The organism is Streptococcus sp. HCA-5024 (assembly GCF_037890265.1).
Taxonomy (GTDB): Bacteria; Bacillota; Bacilli; order Lactobacillales; family Streptococcaceae; genus Streptococcus; species Streptococcus lingualis.
This window is the reverse complement of record NZ_JBBKBR010000001.1, coordinates 149,353-167,904: the sequence shown is the minus strand read 5'-3', so window position 1 is coordinate 167,904 and position 18,552 is coordinate 149,353. Positions and strand designations below refer to the sequence as shown.

General features: G+C 36.8%; 14 protein-coding genes. 13 read left to right on the top strand and 1 reads right to left on the bottom strand.

Translation table 11 applies throughout. From position 1 onward, the window contains the following. The first annotated feature begins 98 nt into the window (after positions 1–98). From WKT08_RS00940 to WKT08_RS00895, 10 genes are all read left to right on the top strand, one after another. Positions 99–689 (top strand): type IV toxin-antitoxin system AbiEi family antitoxin domain-containing protein, encoded by a 591-nt coding sequence (locus WKT08_RS00940; protein WP_105026537.1) that lies wholly within the window; start codon positions 99–101, stop codon positions 687–689. Beyond that, complete coding sequence (locus WKT08_RS00935; RefSeq protein ID WP_000492399.1) at positions 689–1,525, top strand: nucleotidyl transferase AbiEii/AbiGii toxin family protein; 837 nt, start codon at positions 689–691, stop codon at positions 1,523–1,525. Before WKT08_RS00940 ends, WKT08_RS00935 begins: the two co-directional genes overlap by 1 nt. Before the next feature lie 282 nt (positions 1,526–1,807). Further along, positions 1,808–2,107: a hypothetical protein gene (locus WKT08_RS00930; RefSeq protein ID WP_105026536.1), complete on the top strand. Its 300-nt coding sequence runs from the start codon at positions 1,808–1,810 to the stop codon at positions 2,105–2,107. Next, entirely contained in the window at positions 2,097–2,585 is a 489-nt protein-coding gene (locus WKT08_RS00925; protein ID WP_105026535.1) for a hypothetical protein, read from the top strand. The genes WKT08_RS00930 and WKT08_RS00925 overlap by 11 nt, the downstream gene beginning before the upstream one ends. Then, a complete protein-coding gene (locus WKT08_RS00920) occupies positions 2,585–4,462 on the top strand; it encodes a VirD4-like conjugal transfer protein, CD1115 family (protein WP_105026568.1) in 1,878 nt (625 codons plus the stop codon). Before WKT08_RS00925 ends, WKT08_RS00920 begins: the two co-directional genes overlap by 1 nt. A gap of 20 nt (positions 4,463–4,482) precedes the next feature. Further along, positions 4,483–4,725 (top strand): hypothetical protein, encoded by a 243-nt coding sequence (locus WKT08_RS00915; RefSeq protein WP_000627865.1) that lies wholly within the window; start codon positions 4,483–4,485, stop codon positions 4,723–4,725. 16 nt (positions 4,726–4,741) lie between these two features. Next, positions 4,742–5,596, top strand: coding sequence for a conjugal transfer protein TrbL (locus WKT08_RS00910; RefSeq protein ID WP_001054259.1), 855 nt, complete (start codon positions 4,742–4,744; stop codon positions 5,594–5,596). Positions 5,597–5,649: 53 nt separating this feature from the next. Beyond that, positions 5,650–6,009 carry a PrgI family protein gene (locus WKT08_RS00905; RefSeq protein WP_105026534.1) on the top strand — a complete coding sequence of 120 codons (360 nt, stop codon included), beginning with the start codon at positions 5,650–5,652 and terminating at the stop codon, positions 6,007–6,009. Continuing rightward, positions 5,960–8,317 carry a VirB4-like conjugal transfer ATPase, CD1110 family gene (locus tag WKT08_RS00900; protein WP_230268859.1) on the top strand — a complete coding sequence of 786 codons (2,358 nt, stop codon included), beginning with the start codon at positions 5,960–5,962 and terminating at the stop codon, positions 8,315–8,317. The genes WKT08_RS00905 and WKT08_RS00900 overlap by 50 nt, the downstream gene beginning before the upstream one ends. Before the next feature lie 11 nt (positions 8,318–8,328). Then, positions 8,329–11,142, top strand: a complete 2,814-nt coding sequence (locus tag WKT08_RS00895) for a phage tail tip lysozyme (RefSeq protein WP_340279561.1) — start codon at positions 8,329–8,331, stop codon at positions 11,140–11,142. Between the two features lie 30 nt (positions 11,143–11,172). On the opposite strand, the gene WKT08_RS00890 is transcribed toward WKT08_RS00895, so the two are convergent. After that, positions 11,173–11,361, bottom strand: coding sequence for a hypothetical protein (locus WKT08_RS00890; protein WP_199774063.1), 189 nt, complete (start codon positions 11,359–11,361; stop codon positions 11,173–11,175). A 142-nt stretch (positions 11,362–11,503) separates the two neighbouring features. On the opposite strand from WKT08_RS00890, the gene WKT08_RS00885 reads away from it, so the two are divergent. The 3 genes from WKT08_RS00885 (at position 11,504) to WKT08_RS00875 (ending at position 18,539) form a co-directional block, all read left to right on the top strand. Next, complete coding sequence (locus WKT08_RS00885) at positions 11,504–11,914, top strand: thrombospondin type 3 repeat-containing protein (RefSeq protein ID WP_000387510.1); 411 nt, start codon at positions 11,504–11,506, stop codon at positions 11,912–11,914. Positions 11,915–11,961: 47 nt separating this feature from the next. Further along, positions 11,962–18,180, top strand: coding sequence for a DEAD/DEAH box helicase family protein (locus WKT08_RS00880; RefSeq protein ID WP_340279560.1), 6,219 nt, complete (start codon positions 11,962–11,964; stop codon positions 18,178–18,180). Between the two features lie 74 nt (positions 18,181–18,254). Further along, positions 18,255–18,539: a DUF5962 family protein gene (locus tag WKT08_RS00875; RefSeq protein WP_037606821.1), complete on the top strand. Its 285-nt coding sequence runs from the start codon at positions 18,255–18,257 to the stop codon at positions 18,537–18,539. Positions 18,540–18,552 lie beyond the last annotated feature (13 nt).

Here is an 18,552-nt window from a genome sequence, read left to right as displayed (position 1 = left end):
TTTTGAAATAAAAAAACTAAATGAATTGATTTTAAAGAAATAAAATGCTAACATATATAGTAGGTGTTAGCATTTTATTTCTAAGAAAGGAGAATGATATGGTTGATAAAAGAGAGAAACTGATGAACTCTTTCAATCAGTATGGTTTTTTAACTTTTAAACAAGTAATAGATGAAAATTTACACTACAAAACCTTATTAAAAATGGTTGCAGAAGGAAAAATCGATGCTGAAGAAAAAGGGTTATATCGCTTACCTGATATTTATTTAGATGAGTGGTTTGTCCTTCAGTATCGATTTCCAAAGGGAATCTTTTCTTTGGAGACAGCACTTTGGTTACATGGTTTATCTTTGACTATCCCTTTTAATATGACGATGAGTTTTCCTTATGGTACGAATACCAAAAACATTAAGGAAGCAGATATATGTCCTATTATTTTACGCTCTCACTATAGTGAAGGAATTATTGAAATAGAGCGCCTTCCTGGTCAATTTATTAAAGTTTATGAAGTTGAACGAGTTTTGGTTGAATGTCTAAGACCAGTTCATCAGGTGGATCTTCAAATTATTGCACCAGCGTTTAAAAAATATTTTCAACAAAATAAAATTCAATTACACAAATTATTTTATTATGCCCAGCTATTTAAAGTAACTGATAAGTTACAATCTTATACGGAGGTACTATCTTAATGTTTTCAAATGCGAATAGCTTTAAAGCAAAAATCAAAAACATTTCAAAAGATAAGGGAATTCCAGCTCAACAAGTACAACAACATTATTTAATTGAGCAAGTATTAAAGCTGATTTCTACTAGTTCTTATAGAGATTCCTTCATTGTAAAAGGAGGGTATCTAATAGGTCAAATGATTGGACTAGATAAGCGAACCACAATGGATTTAGATGTCACTCTGAAGGGAACCGAAATGAGCAGAGAAAATTTGATTCATATCTTTGAAGAGATTCTTTGTTCTAAAACTGATGGATTTTCATTTTCAGTAGATAAGCTAGAACCTATTCGCCAAGATGATGAATATGGAGGATTTTCATTAAAATTAAATGCAACTTTTGATACATTAAAGGAAGTTGTTTTTATTGATATTACTACTGGTGATAAGATCACACCAAGAGAAATTACTTATTCAATGACTTCTATCTTTACTAATGAAAGCATCAAGATATGGACATATAATCTAGAGACTGTACTTGCTGAAAAGTTAGAAACGATCATCAGTAGGGGATTAGCTTCGACACGCCCACGTGATCGATATGATCTTTTCACCTTGTATAAACTTAGAAAAGAAGAGATTAATCTAGAAGTATTAAAAAATGCACTTGAGAATACGGCAGAAAAACGTAAAAGTAAAGATACTATTTATAATTGGGAAGAACAAGTGAGAGGAATTGAAATTTCTGATTATCAGAAAGAGCTATGGATTCGTTATCAACGCCAATTTAAGTATGCTAAAGATATCTCATTTGATAACTCTGTTCAGGTCATTAGGGAAATTATGCAACAAATATTTTAGTACAAAAGCAACTCATTCGTAAAGCAGTGAGTTGCTTTTTTTATTCCAACAACCCCAAAAATGTGATAAAAATTTCAACTACTCTTATCTATAATAAAGCTACCTGTTCTTTGAAAATTGAATCCACTCCGTCTTGATTAGCGTGCCTGTGTAAGTAGGGACTGAGAGTATTTCCCTGTGAAGGGCAACTGGCACAAGACGTGTGTGAGAATTTTCTAACAGACACGGAGTTTATCGTTACCAGACTTAAACGATGCGACAAACTAGATAAAGGAGTTAATCATGAAGGTAGTAAACTTGTATGATTTGAAACAAATGGGAAATAAAGATGGTTGTACCATCCAATTGATTCATCACTTTCCTTTTGGTATGGGCTTAGGACATCTCAAAAAAGACTACATTGAATTTAAACGTGTTGGTATCGTTGATGGGAAAGCAGTAGAAGTTACTCTTCGAGAACCTTATTCTAGAGATCTACTGCAGGTTGTCAAGTCGATTAAGCAACGTCAGAAATTGATAGCTTATCGTTTTAAAGAAGGAAAGCTGCTATTTGTTAAGGAGGAGGCATCAGATGTCCTCTGAACAACAGGAACGAATGGCGGTTCAATATGCAGAGCGTAGTCTTTTATTTACTGTAAAAAGTCTCTTAAAGATTCTAGAATGGTCTAGACGTCAGGCTTTAGCACAGGATTCCGCCTATAAAATAGGGGTACAGAAATTAGAAGAATTGCTACAATCTCCCTATGCGATTGATACAATTAATCTGAAAAAAGATTTTTTAGACAAATCAATTGATATAGAGAAATTTAAAGCTTTTTTAGAAAAAGAAGAGATTCCTTTAGCCATCGCTTGGCAAGGGGATTCTCTGCATTTCTACACGAAAGACCGTTCGATTCTAGATAATCATTTAGACCATCTGTTAGAAAAAATGGTTAATGATCCAGAGAAATTAGCTGATTTTACCATGGATAAGTCTTTAGACCAAGCAATTGATGAGGCTAAATCCCAAATTACCTTTAGACAAGAAGGGGCCGTCAAACAGAAAGAGATGGTGAGATGATGTACAGTGGAAAGAAATTCCTACTATTCTCACTGTTAGGAATCTTACTAGGCTATCTTTTTCATCGTTTGACGCTTTTGTATGATTCCTATACTGGAAATAGCTTAGATAAATGGACTCATCTTCTGATGGAAGGTCAAGATGAAGTTCTTCAGTCGCCATGGAATGTTTCCTTTACTGGAAAATCAAGTGCTTTTTTTCTACTAGGATTTGTGATGATGTTGCTGGTTTATCTCTATTTAGAGACTGGCAAAAAACAATACCGAGAAGGGGCAGAATACGGGAGCGCCCGTTTTGGAACTCTAAAAGAAAAGAAGCTCTTTTACGGTAAAGAATTTTCTCATGATACGATCTTAGCACAAGATGTTCGTTTGACATTATTAGATAAAAAACCACCCCAATATGATAGAAATAAGAATATTGCGGTGATTGGAGGTTCAGGAAGTGGGAAGACCTTTCGCTTTGTGAAACCCAATCTGATTCAGATGAATAGTTCTAATATTGTAGTGGATCCTAAAGATCACTTGGCCGAAAAAACAGGCAAACTCTTTTTAGAACATGGCTACCAAGTAAAGGTGTTAGATTTAGTCAATATGAAGAACTCAGATGGCTTTAATCCTTTTCGCTATATAGAGACAGAAAACGATTTGAATCGCATGCTGACGGTTTATTTCAATAACACCAAAGGCTCTGGCTCCCGTAGTGATCCATTTTGGGATGAAGCTTCTATGACTTTGGTACGAGCTTTAGCCTCCTACTTGGTCGATTTCTATAACCCACCTAAAACAAGAGAACAGCTCATTGAAGAGAGTCGTTTGAGTCAAAAGGAATACCAAAACTTGTTGAAACGTCAAAAAAAAGAAGTGGAAGAGCGAAAAAAACGAGGGCGTTATCCAAGTTTTGCTGAAATCTCAAAACTCATTAAACACCTATCCAAGGGTGAAAACCAAGAAAAAAGTGTCTTAGAAATTCTATTTGAAAATTATGCTAAAAAGTATGGGACTGAAAATTTTACCATGCGAAATTGGGCAGATTTTCAAAATTATAAGGATAAGACTCTGGATTCTGTTATAGCTGTAACCACTGCTAAATTTGCCCTCTTCAATATTCAAAGTGTCATGGATTTGACCAAAAGAGATACCCTTGATATGAAGACATGGGGCAAGGAAAAATCAATGGTTTACTTAGTTATCCCAGATAACGATAGTACCTTTCGCTTTCTTTCAGCCCTCTTTTTTTCAACCGTATTTCAAACCCTAACAAGACAAGCAGATATTGATTTTAAGGGTCAATTGCCTCTTCATGTGAGAGTTTACTTAGATGAGTTCGCAAATATCGGAGAAATTCCAGATTTTGCTGAACAAACCTCAACAGTTCGTTCTCGTAATATGAGTCTCGTTCCCATTCTTCAAAATATTGCCCAACTTCAAGGACTCTATAAAGAAAAAGAAGCTTGGAAAACCATTCTTGGGAACTGTGATAGCTTAGTCTACTTAGGTGGGAATGATGAAGATACCTTTAAATTTATGAGTGGCTTACTCGGTAAACAAACCATTGATGTTCGAAATACTAGTCGTTCCTTTGGCCAGACAGGTTCAGGATCCCTTTCTCATCAAAAGATTGCTCGTGATTTAATGACACCTGATGAAGTCGGAAATATGAAACGACATGAATGCCTGGTTCGAATTGCCAATATGCCTGTCTTTAAAAGCAAAAAGTACAATTCCACTAAGCATCCAAACTGGAAATACCTAGCCAATCAAGAAACCGATGAACGGTGGTGGAACTATCAGATCAATCCTTTGAATCAAAGACAAGAAAATCATCTTGACGGCCTTAGAATTCGTGATCTAACTTTTGAATCTAGTTTAAAATAAAAATAGAAAAGAGGAAATAGATGATTACGCATTTTAAAGGTTTTGTTTATGGAGTAGACGCAAGTGCTATGTTTGCACAAGCTATGTCTTTGTTACAGAAGGGATTGATTGCGGTTGGTGCCTTTCTCGTTGTTGTAGGGATTGTCAACCTTGCAACCAACATTAAAGATGGTGGACCAGGTGTTCGGAATGCCATTCTTGAAATTGTCGGTGGTGTTATGGTCGGGGCTGCTGGAGCCTTTGTAACCCAGATTTCAATTTAGGAGGATAAACAATGACATGAATCTTAGTTTAGTCTCACCCTTTGTTTACCTTGCATCTGAAAAAATATCAGCTGAAAATTTATTTGAAGGATTTAATGTGGATTTACAATCTACGGTAGATCTGATTAAATCCCTATCAAGCTACAATCCAACTGTTTGGACTTATATGTCTAGTATTACTAAAAGTGTCATGCAGCCCCTTGGAGTTGCGATTTTATCGGTTGTTCTCATCCTAGAATTTTCGAAGATGGCAAAGAAAATTGCTAACTCAGGTGGAGCGATGACCTTTGAAGCCTTAGCGCCAATGCTGATTAGTTATATTATGGTCGCAGTTGTAATTACCAACACTACCGTCATTGTAGAAGCCATCATCGGGATTGCGAGTCATGCCATTGAACAAGTGGCCTCGATTGTGGCTCACGGTGGGGCAAAGTATGATACACTCTCTGGATTAAAAGGGTCAGGATTTATTGGCCGGATGATTGTGGGCTTTTTCGCCCTTCTCATTTGGCTAGTTCGGATAGTAAGTGCAGCCATGGTTAATCTTTTGGTATCTATTCGATTTATTCAACTCTACCTTATGATCCCATTTGCCCCTCTTACGATTCCAACATTTTTAAGTGATGAATGGAAGTCTATTGGTATAGGCTATTTAAAAAATATTATGGTCTATGCGGTACAAGGGGTTCTTATTTTTCTGATTGTTTCTCTTGTTCCTTTGTTTGAATCTGCTGGTAAAATAGCTGTTTCAAATGGTGCAGGAGTCCTGCAATCACTTGCGATTATGTTTGGTAGTTTGGTACAAGCTATCTTACTGATTATTGCCCTCGTTGGTTCTCAACGTACTGCTCGCTCAATCTTAGGTATGTAATTAGATAAAGGCTAGGAAGTGGTTGCTTCTTAGCCTTTTTAGAAAGGAAAGTCATGAATACACGTGTCTTTAAAGACATCTCAAAATACCAACACAGGGCTTGGTTAGGTTTCACCACAAGACAAATCATCTTTGTTTTACCAGCCTTTATTGTCACAATTATTGTTTTGGGCTTGAATCTCTTTTTCTGGCAATTTGGAGATTGGTTTGTTTACGGTTTTGTGTTTGCTTTTACCATCCCCCTCTTGCTTTTTGGAGTCTATAAACCCAATGATTTAAATTTTGAACATTATTTGAAATACCGTCTTCATTTTGAACTAACGATACCCCTACGCACAATTTCAGGAAAGAAAGGACTTGAACATGAAAAGAAAATCAAATACATTAAAGAAACAAAAAACTTCAACGACTAATAAAAAGGAAGAAGTTAAAGATAAAAAAGAGGAAGTGTTACCATCAACGGCTAATACTCTTTCCTATCAAGCCTTGTATCAAAATGGTCTGATGCAGGTAAAAGAAGATTATTTTTCACAAAGCTATTTACTTGGTGATGTCAATTACCAGACTGTTGGTTTAGAAGATAAGGGAGCAATCATTGAGAAGTATTCTGATTTGATTAACTCTTTAGATGACCAAACCAACTTCCAATTGACCATTTTTAATAAAAGATTGAATTTAGAAAAATTCAGACACAGTGTTTTGTATGAGGAAAAAGAAGATGGGTACGATAGCTATCGTAAAGAATTGAATCGGATGATGAATCAAAATTTAGATAGTGGTGAAAATAACTTTTCGGCTGTGAAACTGATTAGTTTTGGTAGAAAGGATTCTAATCCCAAACAAGCTTATCGTTCCTTGTCTCAAATAGGCGAATATTTCAAGAGTGGTTTCTCAGAAATTGATGCTCGATTTGGATCCTTGACTGGAGAAGAACGGGTGAACTTGTTGGCAGATATGCTTAGAGGAGAACACCATCTTCCTTTTTCATATCGTGATTTAACGAGATCTGGCCAGACAACTCGTCACTTCATAGCACCTAATCTCTTGGATTTTAAAAACAAGAATTACCTACAAATCAATGACCGCTTATTACAGATTGTCTATGTGAGAGACTACGGTATGGAATTAGGGGATCAGTTTATCCGAGACCTCATGCAAGGAGATCTGGAATTGATTGTAAGCCTTCATGCTCAAAGTTCGACCAAGGCAGATGCCATGAAGAAACTACGAACAAAGAAAACCTTAATGGAATCCCAAAAGATTGGGGAACAACAAAAACTAGCTCGTACAGGTATCTATTTGGAAAAAGTAGGTCATGTATTAGAAAGCAATATCGATGAAGCTGAGGAACTCTTAAAAACCATGACCGAGACAGGAGATAAACTATTTCAAACGGTCTTCTTGATTGGGGTTTTTGGTCAGGATGAAGAAGAACTCAAACAAGCCCTAGACACTATCCAACAAGTGGCCGGCTCAAATGACCTAATGATTGATAAACTTCCATATATGCAAGAAGCAGCCTTTAATAGTTTGCTGCCATTTGGTTGTGATTTTTTAGAGGGAGTATCACGGAGTTTATTAACGTCCAATATAGCAGTGAACTCACCTTGGACTTCAGTAGACTTACAAGATCGTAGTGGGAAATATTATGGTATCAATCAAATATCAAGTAATATTATTACCATTGATCGCAGCCTATTAAATACACCGTCTGGTCTGATTTTAGGGACATCTGGAGCTGGGAAAGGGATGGCAACCAAGCATGAAATTATCACGACCAAAATCAAGGAATCTGGTGAAAATACTGAAATTATCATTGTGGATCCAGAAGCAGAGTACAGTATCATTGGACGGGCTTTTGGTGGAGAAATGATTGATATTGCGCCTGATTCCCAAACCTATCTCAATGTCCTTGACTTGTCTGAAGAAAATATGGATGAGGATCCTGTAAAGGTAAAATCAGAATTTCTTTTATCCTTTATCGGCAAATTATTGGATAGGAAAATGGATGGAAGAGAAAAATCGATTATCGACCGAGTTACGAGACTCACCTATCAGTCATTTAAAGAGCCTTCTTTGGAAGAATGGGTCTTTGTCTTGAGTCAACAACCAGAAGAAGAAGCGCAGAATTTGGCACTTGATATGGAACTGTATGTCGAAGGTTCTCTTGATATTTTTTCTCATAAGACCAATATTCAGACAGGATCTAACTTCTTAATCTATAATGTTAAAAAGTTAGGAGATGAGCTGAAACAAATCGCTCTTATGGTAGTGTTTGATCAGATATGGAATCGTGTTGTTCGAAACCAAAAATTAGGGAAGAAGACTTGGATTTATTTTGATGAAATGCAGCTTCTCTTATTAGATAAATATGCCAGTGATTTCTTCTTTAAATTGTGGAGTCGTGTCAGAAAATATGGAGCCAGTCCGACTGGAATAACTCAAAACGTCGAAACCTTATTGTTAGATCCAAATGGTAGACGGATTATTGCAAATAGTGAATTTATGATTCTCCTCAAGCAAGCAAAAAATGACCGAGAAGAACTGGTTCAACTCTTAGGTTTGTCAAAAGAACTTGAAAAATACCTTGTCAATCCAGAAAAAGGGGCTGGACTAATAAAAGCTGGTTCCGTTGTCGTTCCCTTTAAAAATAAGATTCCTCAAGGTACTCAATTGTTTGATATCATGAGTACGGATCCTGATAAAATGGCTTCTAATTAAGGGGAAGTGAAATGAAGGATAAAAGAAAAATCATACGTGCCCGAAAGGCATTTAGAAGAAGTCTAAAAGTTGAGAAGAAATTCTTGAAACAAGGAAAGAAGGAGGTGAAGAAACAGAAAAAAGATTCCGCTGTACTGGATGAAAAAGAATGGAAAAAAGAGATAAAGGAAAAGCTAGAGGAGATGAGAGAAGCATCAAAGCCTAGAGTAAAACAAGCAAATGAAGACTACAATCATATTCTTCAAAATAGTCCTCCTTCTCTTTTAAATCGCAAAGAATTAAGAGACAGACTGTTGCCTCATGCTAGGAAACGATTGAAAATAGCCAAGAAGCAATTTAAGGAAGCAAAGGAAGAAGCAAAAGAAGAAAGAAAAGAGGGTCGTAAAGAAAGAAAAACCAATCAAAAATTTTTCTACGGTCAGGAATCTAAACATAAATCTAATTTTTTCTTTCAAGGCAAGAGTTTAGAAGAATTAAAAGCTAAGAAAGAAGTCAAGGCCGCAAAAGAGGATCTAAAATCTACTAAACAAGCCTATAAGTCCAAAAAAGTCAGTAGGAAAGCCAAAACTTTTCTTTATGTCCTTGGACGTGAAGGTGGAGAGTTAGCTTCAGATAATGAAGATTTAGAAGGCTATCGCACACTTCAAGAGACAATTAGAAAAGGAAAACGCTACAGTCGCCTTTCTTATAACCTTGGAAAAGCTAGTGTCAAAACAGGACAAGCATCAGGTCGTTTTACCAAGAAAAGACTGACCAACACAAAAGAGCGATACCATCATTTTAAGGATGGAAAAGGATGGAAACTAGCGAAAGATAACCCAAGTTCCCTTAAAAATCGGTTTCGAAAATTAAAGAAACAAGGTCTTACAACTGTCCGAAATATCTATCAAAAACTAAAAGCAGCCTTTTCCTTCTTTACATTTGCGGCTGGAAATCCTGTAACCTGGATAGTTGGAGGAATAGTCTTTCTTCTTTTACTTATGATGAGCTTCTTTTTAGGATTTTCATCTGCTAGTTTAATTCAACAAGATGAATTTGAATTAACAAAAGCTTATACCCACCTAACTTGGGAAGATGCAGAACATACTCGCACAAATGACAAAGGAATTACTTATTACACAAAAGTTGATTATGTGATGGGGTATATGAACTTTAAATTCCATGACTATGAGTTACACAAACCAGTTCACTTATTTAGTTCAGAAACTTACAAGGATTATCTGTCTACTTTGTGGCATGATTTAAACGATGGGGATGATTTGAAATCCATGCAAGACCTCTATGAAACTCCTAAGTATAAACTCTCGAAAGACGATCAAGAGGAAATAAAGGAACTAAAAGAAGAGGGTGTCTATGCTTCCATGCAGGAATTGGACAATCCATTTGAGGGGAAAAGCAACGAAGATAGTCTAACCATGACTTATCGTTATGGATACTATGATTTAGACGGAAAACCTACTCTTCAGGAGTATATTCTACTAGAAGCGAAGGCGCACCAAACAATTGTTGCACCAATGGATGGTGTTGTATCTCTAGACGGAGATGATGTTATTCTCACTAACGGAAAAGGAGAGAATGAGAGTCGATTGACCTTGTATTCTATTCATAATGACCGTGCTATTGAGGGGACAAGAGTTCTAACGGGTGATATTATTGGTGAAACACCAGACGATACAGGTTTGAAAGTTTCCTATCAAAAGTATAAAAACAAGAAAGAAAAATTGGTGTATGTCAATCCGCAATTTTATTTTCCAAAAGTCATTCAACTTCAGACCACTATCTTGCCAGCCATTGGTCAGTTTGGCGGAGATGAGTTTGAACGAGCGAAACATATTTATGAGTTTTTGAAATCTCAAGGGGCAAGTCCCCAAGCCATTGCGGCAATTTTAGGAAATTGGTCTGTAGAGTCTTCTATCAATCCTAAACGAGCTGAAGGAGATTATTTATCTCCTCCAGTTGGCGCTACCGATTCCTCATGGGATGATGAAACCTGGTTAGCGATTGGAGGTCCAGCCATTTATGGAGGTGCTTATCCTAATATTCTTCATAGAGGTCTAGGTTTAGGGCAATGGACGGATACCGCAGATGGGTCAACACGGCATACAGCTTTGTTAAATTATGCACGCACCCAAAATAAGAAATGGTATGATTTAGACCTACAACTTGATTTTATGCTTCATGGGGATAGTCCTTACTATCAAAGTTGGTTAAAGGATTTCTTTAAAAATACAGGCAGTGCAGCCAATATGGCCCAACTCTTCCTCACCTATTGGGAGGGAAATTCTGGTGACAAACTACTGGAAAGACAAACCAGAGCAACGGAATGGTATTACCAAATTGAAAAAGGTTTTAGCCAAACAAATGGAGGTCAGGCAAAAAGTGACCCGCAATCCCTTGAAGGTGTTCGTGGAGACTTGTATGATCATTCTGTTCCTGGTGGTGGAGATGGTATGGCTTATGCTTATGGACAATGTACATGGGGTGTTGCGGCTCGTATGAACCAGTTAGGCTTAAAATTAAAAGGTAGAAATGGAGAAAAGATTTCAATCATTAATACCATGGGAAATGGTCAGGACTGGGTTGCGACAGCTTCAAGTCTTGGTGGGGAAACTGGCTCTACACCAAGAGCAGGTGCAATTGTTTCTTTTGTGGGAGGTACACATGGCACACCAGCCATCTACGGTCATGTGGCTTTTGTAGAGAAAGTATATGATGATGGTTCTTTCCTAGTTTCTGAAACAAACTATGGTGGCAATCCTAACTATACCTTTAGAAAAATCTCTCAAGCAGATAGTGCCATTAGTTTTGCCTATACTACGAAATAGAAGAGTTTACACTTGAAATTTTAACCATTTTCAGGTAGAATAAATAGTGTAGATGAGTGGTCGGCTCATGGTCAATCTGATAGTAATCTTGGACATAAGGGCCAAGCGGTGGCGGACACCAGAACAAAATCCGATAGCAATCTTGGACGTAATGGCCAAGCGGTGGCAGACACCAGAATAAACCGACTGACTAGGTGGCTTACAGATTCTGTAAGTCATCTTTTTACTTTGATAATAATATTCTATCATTTTAAGGAGAACGCAGTTTTGGCTCGTTCTCTTTTTTTGTTGTGATACTTCTTTCAAGGAATATTTGGTAGGATTGGAGTGAAAAAAGATTAACTAGGAAAGAAGGAAGTATATGGAAGCCATTTATCAACGTGATTCGGATCAAGATGGACTGACTGATGCTCAAGAATTGGCGCTAGGAACCAATCCTCTTAGCGCAGATTCTGATGGTGATGGACGTTCAGATTTAGTGGAAGTAGAAGAAGGAACCAATCCCTTAGAAAAGGATTTACAAGACATAGACCAAACAAGTATAACTGAACCGTCTTCAGTATTTATGGAAATGAAACAAAAGATTTCAGATATGATGGAGAGTCACTACAAGGAATTTATACAGGCTCTGATTAGTATTGAAACAGGGATTGAAAACGAACAAGACCTTGAAGACTTATATACTTACTACATGAGAACAGATGCCGTTTCTCTTTTGTCTAGTGATTTAGAAACCAGTCCTCAAGAGGTTGAAATGGAGATAGAGTTGTAGGGGAATCATGTGATTCTCCTATTTTCGTATAGATGAAAGGAGCAAGTATGGAAGTAATGCAATTATTGGCTATGTTTCGTGGAACAATTCCAAAAGATAGAGAGAAAATGGACTTATTTCTTCGTTATCAAGCACAACATTTTGATGAGAAATGGCAGGACTTAGTAGAGAGTTTTTTGACTGAAGAGGGAAAGATAAAAGAGATACCTCATGTCTATTCTTTTCATCAAGATATTGTTTCTTTCCTAGAGGCCAGTTCTGAAAATAATGACCAAGATTTAGAAAGTTACACAAGAAATTTTGGACAAGCAGGTCTAAGTAAATTATCTCAATTAAGCAATTGGGAGAAAAACTTGGTTCTAGAAGTCGCAACCTATAACCTTTCCACTCGATTTCACATTCAATCTGAAAAAGAAGAACTAGAACAACTAAGTGAGCTTGTATTTTATCAGAATCAGGATGTCAATTTAGTCAATGTCTATCGGGTTGCGAATAATCTATCTGATCGCATTAGTAGAGATATAGAGAAGTTTCTTCTAATGGTTGATTCCAAAGAACTAAAAAAAGAGGTTCTTGAGATTCATTTTGAAGAAAAAGAGGGAGATGTTCTAGCCTATTTGGGTTCAGAATTGATGGCTACTTTAGATACCGTTACGGATCTTGTCCATCATGAAGAAAACTACACACAACTCCCACTGACACAAAAGCTGAAGATTATTACTCATTTTGATGAAGTGAAAGCTATAAGAGAAAAGTCTAATCAAGTAGAGGAATCTTTATCTCCTTCAAGTGATATTGAACAGGAAACGGAAGAAACGAACTCTTTTTCTAATGTCGATAAAATTGTAGAAGAAGCTTTGAGGGAATATCCAATTGGTTCACAAGTAAGTTATAAAGGACAAGTATTTCAGTTGGTTTCGATTGAAAATGCTCAGTTAAATGACTTGGTTCGCCTAGAACTATTCAGTGATTCCAACCAGTTATTTGAAGAGAATCCTATCTTATACTTGAACAGTTTGGAAGAGATTGAACAAGTGTTGTCTCATGTAGAACTTGAAAAAGAAGATTCAGAGATTGAGATTGATCCATCAAGTGAAAGTCAGGAAATAGATTTGTTTTCCTACCTGGAAGAAGATAATGAAAAGGAAAAGGACAAGGAAACAAAACCTTTAATTTCAGGTATAGAAGAGACGGATGTTACTGTTCAAGATTTTGTTTTTCCAGATGACTTAGAGGACTTTTATCCTAAGACAAATCGAGAAAAGATTGAAACGAATATCGCCGCAATTGAACTTGTTAAAAGATTAGAAAAAGAGGGACGACAAGCGAATCCAGAAGAACAAGAGCTACTCGCCAAGTATGTCGGCTGGGGCGGTCTTGCCAATGAATTTTTCGATGAACTCAATCCAAAGTACGAATCAGAACGTTTAACTCTTAGGAGCTTAGTAAGTAAATCAGAATACTCCACCATGAAACAAAGTTCTCTTACAGCCTATTATACAGACCCAATGATTATTCGCCAGATTTGGCAAAAATTACTGGATGATGGTTTTGAAGGAGGAAGGATACTAGATCCTTCTATGGGGACTGGGAACTTCTTTGCGGCGATGCCTAGAAGTATACGAGAGAAGTCAGAACTCTATGGGGTTGAATTAGACAGTGTGACAGGCGCAATCGCAGAACAACTCCACCCCAATACCCATATTGAAGTGCGAGGATTTGAAGAAGTTCCCTATCAAAATAATAGTTTTGATTTAGTCTTAACGAATGTTCCTTTTGGAAATTTTCGCATTGCCGATAAAAACTATGATAAACCTTATATGATTCATGACTACTTTGTCAAACACTCACTTGATTTAGTAAGAGACGGGGGACAAGTTTCGATTATCTCATCTATCGGGACAATGGATAAGCGGACAGATAATGTCTTACAAGAGATTAAAACCAACACTCATTTTTTAGGGGGAGTTCGTTTGCCGGATACGGCTTTTAAAAAGATTGCAGGTACTCGAGTGACCACAGATCTCCTATTCTTTCAAAAGGATCAAGCAAAGAATCTTAATGAGGAGGAACTTGTCTTTAGTGGCTCTATTCCCTTTGAGGAGGATAAGCGTGTCTGGATCAATCCTTATTTTGATGGGAAATACAATACACAAGTTTTGGGTGAATATGAGGTACGTAATTTTAATGGAGGAACCCTCAATGTTAAGGGGGAATCAGAAACATTAGCTACTGAAATAATGAAAGCATTAGAGAATGTAGAAGCACCTAAACAAATTGACAATTCTTTGAAAGCACCTGTTTTTATCCAAGAAGAAGTGGATAATTCTATCCCAAGTCATATACGTGAGAACTTAGCTCTATATTCTTTTGGATATGAGGGAAATCAAATTTATTATCGAGATACGCATGGCATTCGGAAAAGTTCAAAAGTAGACGAGATTAGTTATTATGTAGATGAGAAGGGAGATTTTAAAGCTTGGGACAGTTCCTTGTCTGAACATAAAATAGATCGATTCGTGCAACTTCATTTGACAGATGAGGAAGCACTAGATGTATACAAGTCAGAAGAAGCGAGTAAAAGAGGGAAATATAAGGGCTTGTTCAAAAAAACGGTCTTTTATGAAAACCCCTTATCGGATAAGGATATTAGTCGCATTAAGGGTATGGTTGATTTGAGAGAGACATATCAAGCCTTAATTGAAATCCAACGCCATCCAGATTATAGTCGGACAGATTTTCAGGTATTACTTAGTAAACTCAATCGTGACTATGATCGGTTTGTAAGCCAATTTGGATACTTGAATGTCTCAGTCAATCGGAACTTATTTGATAGTGACGATAAGTATTCTTTACTAGCAAGTTTAGAAGATGAATACATTGATTCTAAAGATCAGAAAGTAAAATATAAAAAATCTTTAGCCTTTGAGAAAGCATTGGTTAGGCCGGAGAGAGTGATTACAAGAGTTTCAACGGCTTTAGATGCCCTAAACTCCAGTTTATCAGATGGTAGAGGGGTTGATATAGACTATATGGTATCAATTTACCCTGAACATAGCCAAGTAGCTATTTTAGATGAGTTGGGTGACCAGATCTTAATGGATCCAGAAAGCTATTTAAGAGGGGAAAGAAAATATCTTTCTAAGAACCAGTTTTTGTCAGGAGATATTCTCAACAAGATAGAAGTAGTTCAACTATTAGTAGAGGAAAACAATCAAGAATGTGACTGGTCTCATGCTTTAGATTTGTTAGAATCTGTTCGCCCTCCAAGGATTCATCTGGCAGATATTGAGTTTAAAATAGGGTCACGTTGGATTCCTCAATCCGTTTATGGTAAATTTGCCTTTGAATGTTTTACCAACCGTGAATTTGAATTGTCTTCGCCTGATGTTGAACAAGTCATTGAAGTGAATCCTGTCGATGGGCAGGTTCATTTAAGGACATCATTTGCTTATCGCTATCCAAGTGCCAAAGATAGTAGTCTTGGAGTCAGTGGCTCACGTTATGATACAGGAAGAAAGATTTTTGAGAATTTACTTAATTCGAACCAACCGACTATTACTATGACTGTTACGGAAGGGGAAAAGAAAAAGACCATCACAGATTTGGAAAAAACCTCTGTTCTAAGAGCAAAAGAGCAGCATTTACAAGAGCTCTTTCAAGAATTTGTCTCACGGTATCCAGAAGTCCAACAAGTCATTGAAGAAAGTTACAATCGTCTTTATAATCGAACGGTTAGTCGAGAGTATGATGGTAGGCATCTAGTCATTGATGGCTTGGCACAAAACATCAGTCTTCGCCCTCATCAAGAGAATGCCATTCAAAGAATCGTAGAAGAAAAAAGAGCTTTATTAGCTCATGAGGTAGGTTCAGGAAAGACCTTGACCATGCTTGGTGCTGGGTTTAAATTAAAAGAGTTGGGGATGGTTCATAAGCCCTTGTATGTGGTGCCCTCTAGTTTGTCTGCTCAATTTGGCCAAGAAATCATGAAATTTTTCCCTACTAAAAAAGTCTTTGTGACCACTAAGAAAGATTTTGTGAAGGCGAGAAGAAAACAATTTGTGTCACGTATTATTACAGGAGATTACGATGCCATTGTCATTGGGGATTCTCAATTTGAAAAAATCCCTGTCAGTAAAGAAAGACAGATGAATTATATCGAGGATAAACTCAATGAACTACGAGAGATTAAAACACATTCTGAAAATAAGTATACCGTTAAAGAAGCAGAACAATCAATAAGTGGTCTAGAGAAACAATTGGAAGAACTCCAACGTTTCAATCGTGATAGTTTTATTGATTTTGAGAACTTAGGAATTGATTTTCTCTTTGTGGATGAAGCACATCACTTTAAAAATATTCGTCCAATTACTGGACTTGGAAATGTAGCAGGGATTACCAATACAACCTCTAAGAAGAACGTGGATATGGAAATGAAGGTTCGACAGATTCAGGAAGAACATGATTTTAAAAATATTGTCTTTGCGACAGGAACACCTGTTTCCAATTCTATTAGTGAGTTGTATACTATGATGAACTACATTCAACCGGATATCTTAAAACGCTATCAAGTTGATTATTTTGACTCTTGGGTAGGTGCTTTTGGAGAAATTCAAAACTCTATGGAATTAGCTCCTACAGGGGATAAGTACCAACCTAAGAAACGATTTAAAAAGTTTGTCAATCTACCTGAGTTGATGAAAATCTATAAAGAAACAGCCGACATTCAAACACAAGATATGTTGGATTTACCTGTTCCAGAAGCTCGTATTATACCTATTGAGAGTGAGTTAACTGAAAACCAGAAACTCTATTTAGAAGAATTAGTTATGAGGTCAGATGCGGTTAAATGTGGAACAGTTGATCCAAGCCAGGATAACATGTTAAAGATAACAGGTGAGGCACGGAAACTAGCTATTGATATGCGTTTATTAGACTCTAGTTATAGTCTAGCAGACAATCATAAACTGCTTCAGGTAGTGGATAATGTTGAAAGAATTTATCGTGAAGGAATGGAAAATAAGGCTACTCAGATGATTTTTTCAGATATTGGAACACCTAAGAAAAAGGACAATGGCTTTGATGTTTATTCTGAGATTAAGGCTTTATTAGTTGATAGAGGAGTCCCTAGTAAGGAAATTGCCTTTGTACATGATGCCAATAGTGATGAAAAGAAGAATAGTTTGTCTCGAAAGGTCAATGCAGGAGAGGTGCGGATCTTACTTGCCTCAACTGAAAAAGGAGGAACAGGTTTAAATGTTCAGAGCAAGATGAAAGCAGTTCATCACCTGGATGTACCGTGGAGACCAAGTGACATTCAGCAACGCAATGGACGGATTATCCGACAGGGAAATGAAAACAAGGAAGTGGATATTTACCACTACATTACCAAAGGTTCATTTGATAATTATCTATGGGCAACTCAGGAGAACAAACTTCGTTATATTAAGCAGATTATGACTTCTAAGGAGCCGATTCGTGCTGCGGAAGACATTGATGAACAGACCATGACAGCTTCTGATTTTAAAGCACTAGCAACAGGTAATCCATATCTCAAATATAAGATGGAACTAGAGAATGATCTAACTCTATTAGAAAATCAAAGACGCGCCTTTCAACGCAGCAAGGATCACTATCGTCATACAATCTCTTACTGTGAAGAAAATATTCCCATTCTTGAGAAACGATTAAGCAAGTATGAAGGCGACATTCAACAGTCTGAAATGTCGAAAGACCAATCATTTTCTATGACAGTAGGTAAGCAAGCTTTTGAGCAACGAGCTGAAGCAGGTGAATCCCTACACCGTCTTATCCGTCATAATCAATCTGACAGCAAAGAATTTCGTACCCTAGCAAGTTATCGAGGATTTGACATTAAAATGCTTAGTCTTCCAACAAATCAACCTCTTCCTGAAACCTTCTCTGTTAAGATTGTAGGAGAAAATCAATATTCTGTCAGTTTAGATTTGTACTCTCCTTTGGGGACAATTCAAAGGCTTCAGCATACGATTGATCACATTAAAGAGGACCAAGTGAAAACTCAGAACTTATTGGATGAATTAAAGGATAAATGGAATACTGCTAAGGTAGAAATTGAGAAAAACTTTCCAAAGGAAGAGGATTATCAAACTAAAAAGGCCGAATACGATGTACTCGCGCCATTGATTGAAACGGAAACGGATTTAGATATTATTGATCAGGCCTTAAGACAATTCCATGAAAAAGGAAAAGAAAAGCAAGAACAACTTTCTTTTGAATTGGAGTAAAAAATAGATACAAATAGCGGACAAGAAAAGGAAAGCGCGGTAGAATAAAGATAGAAAGAAACGAGGTAACAATTATGATGGAAGATACCTATTATCAATTAGAAGAGGCTTTGGTACAGGGATTTCAAACACCTGAAGAATACCATGCCTACAAGGAACTAAAGGAACATTTTGAGGAAGTGACGGGGGATTACAGTTTTTCTAAACGAGAGCTCACTAGTCAATTGGAAATCGCTCTTCAGAATCATCGAGGTGTGGACTTTGAAGAACATGAGAAAGAGGAGTATTTGGACTTAGTTCAAAAGCTAGAGGTATTTGATTCCTCTCTTGCCACCCATTATTGTCAATTGATTGACTAGAAAGGAGAAAGTC

Excerpts from the sequence above, each read along its gene's own strand:
- WKT08_RS00905 (WP_105026534.1), top strand. The coding sequence starts at position 5,650 with ATGAATACACGTGTCTTTAAAGACATCTCAAAATACCAACACAGGGCT.
- WKT08_RS00925 (WP_105026535.1), top strand. The coding sequence starts at position 2,097 with ATGTCCTCTGAACAACAGGAACGAATGGCGGTTCAATATGCAGAGCGT.
- WKT08_RS00935 (WP_000492399.1), top strand. The coding sequence starts at position 689 with ATGTTTTCAAATGCGAATAGCTTTAAAGCAAAAATCAAAAACATTTCA.
- WKT08_RS00930 (WP_105026536.1), top strand. The coding sequence starts at position 1,808 with ATGAAGGTAGTAAACTTGTATGATTTGAAACAAATGGGAAATAAAGAT.
- WKT08_RS00940 (WP_105026537.1), top strand. The coding sequence starts at position 99 with ATGGTTGATAAAAGAGAGAAACTGATGAACTCTTTCAATCAGTATGGT.
- WKT08_RS00875 (WP_037606821.1), top strand. The coding sequence starts at position 18,255 with ATGATGGAAGATACCTATTATCAATTAGAAGAGGCTTTGGTACAGGGA.
- WKT08_RS00920 (WP_105026568.1), top strand. The coding sequence starts at position 2,585 with ATGTACAGTGGAAAGAAATTCCTACTATTCTCACTGTTAGGAATCTTA.
- WKT08_RS00890 (WP_199774063.1), bottom strand. The coding sequence starts at position 11,361 with ATGACTTACAGAATCTGTAAGCCACCTAGTCAGTCGGTTTATTCTGGT.
- WKT08_RS00900 (WP_230268859.1), top strand. The coding sequence starts at position 5,960 with ATGAAAAGAAAATCAAATACATTAAAGAAACAAAAAACTTCAACGACT.
- WKT08_RS00895 (WP_340279561.1), top strand. The coding sequence starts at position 8,329 with ATGAAGGATAAAAGAAAAATCATACGTGCCCGAAAGGCATTTAGAAGA.
- WKT08_RS00880 (WP_340279560.1), top strand. The coding sequence starts at position 11,962 with ATGGAAGTAATGCAATTATTGGCTATGTTTCGTGGAACAATTCCAAAA.
- WKT08_RS00915 (WP_000627865.1), top strand. The coding sequence starts at position 4,483 with ATGATTACGCATTTTAAAGGTTTTGTTTATGGAGTAGACGCAAGTGCT.
- WKT08_RS00885 (WP_000387510.1), top strand. The coding sequence starts at position 11,504 with ATGGAAGCCATTTATCAACGTGATTCGGATCAAGATGGACTGACTGAT.
- WKT08_RS00910 (WP_001054259.1), top strand. The coding sequence starts at position 4,742 with ATGAATCTTAGTTTAGTCTCACCCTTTGTTTACCTTGCATCTGAAAAA.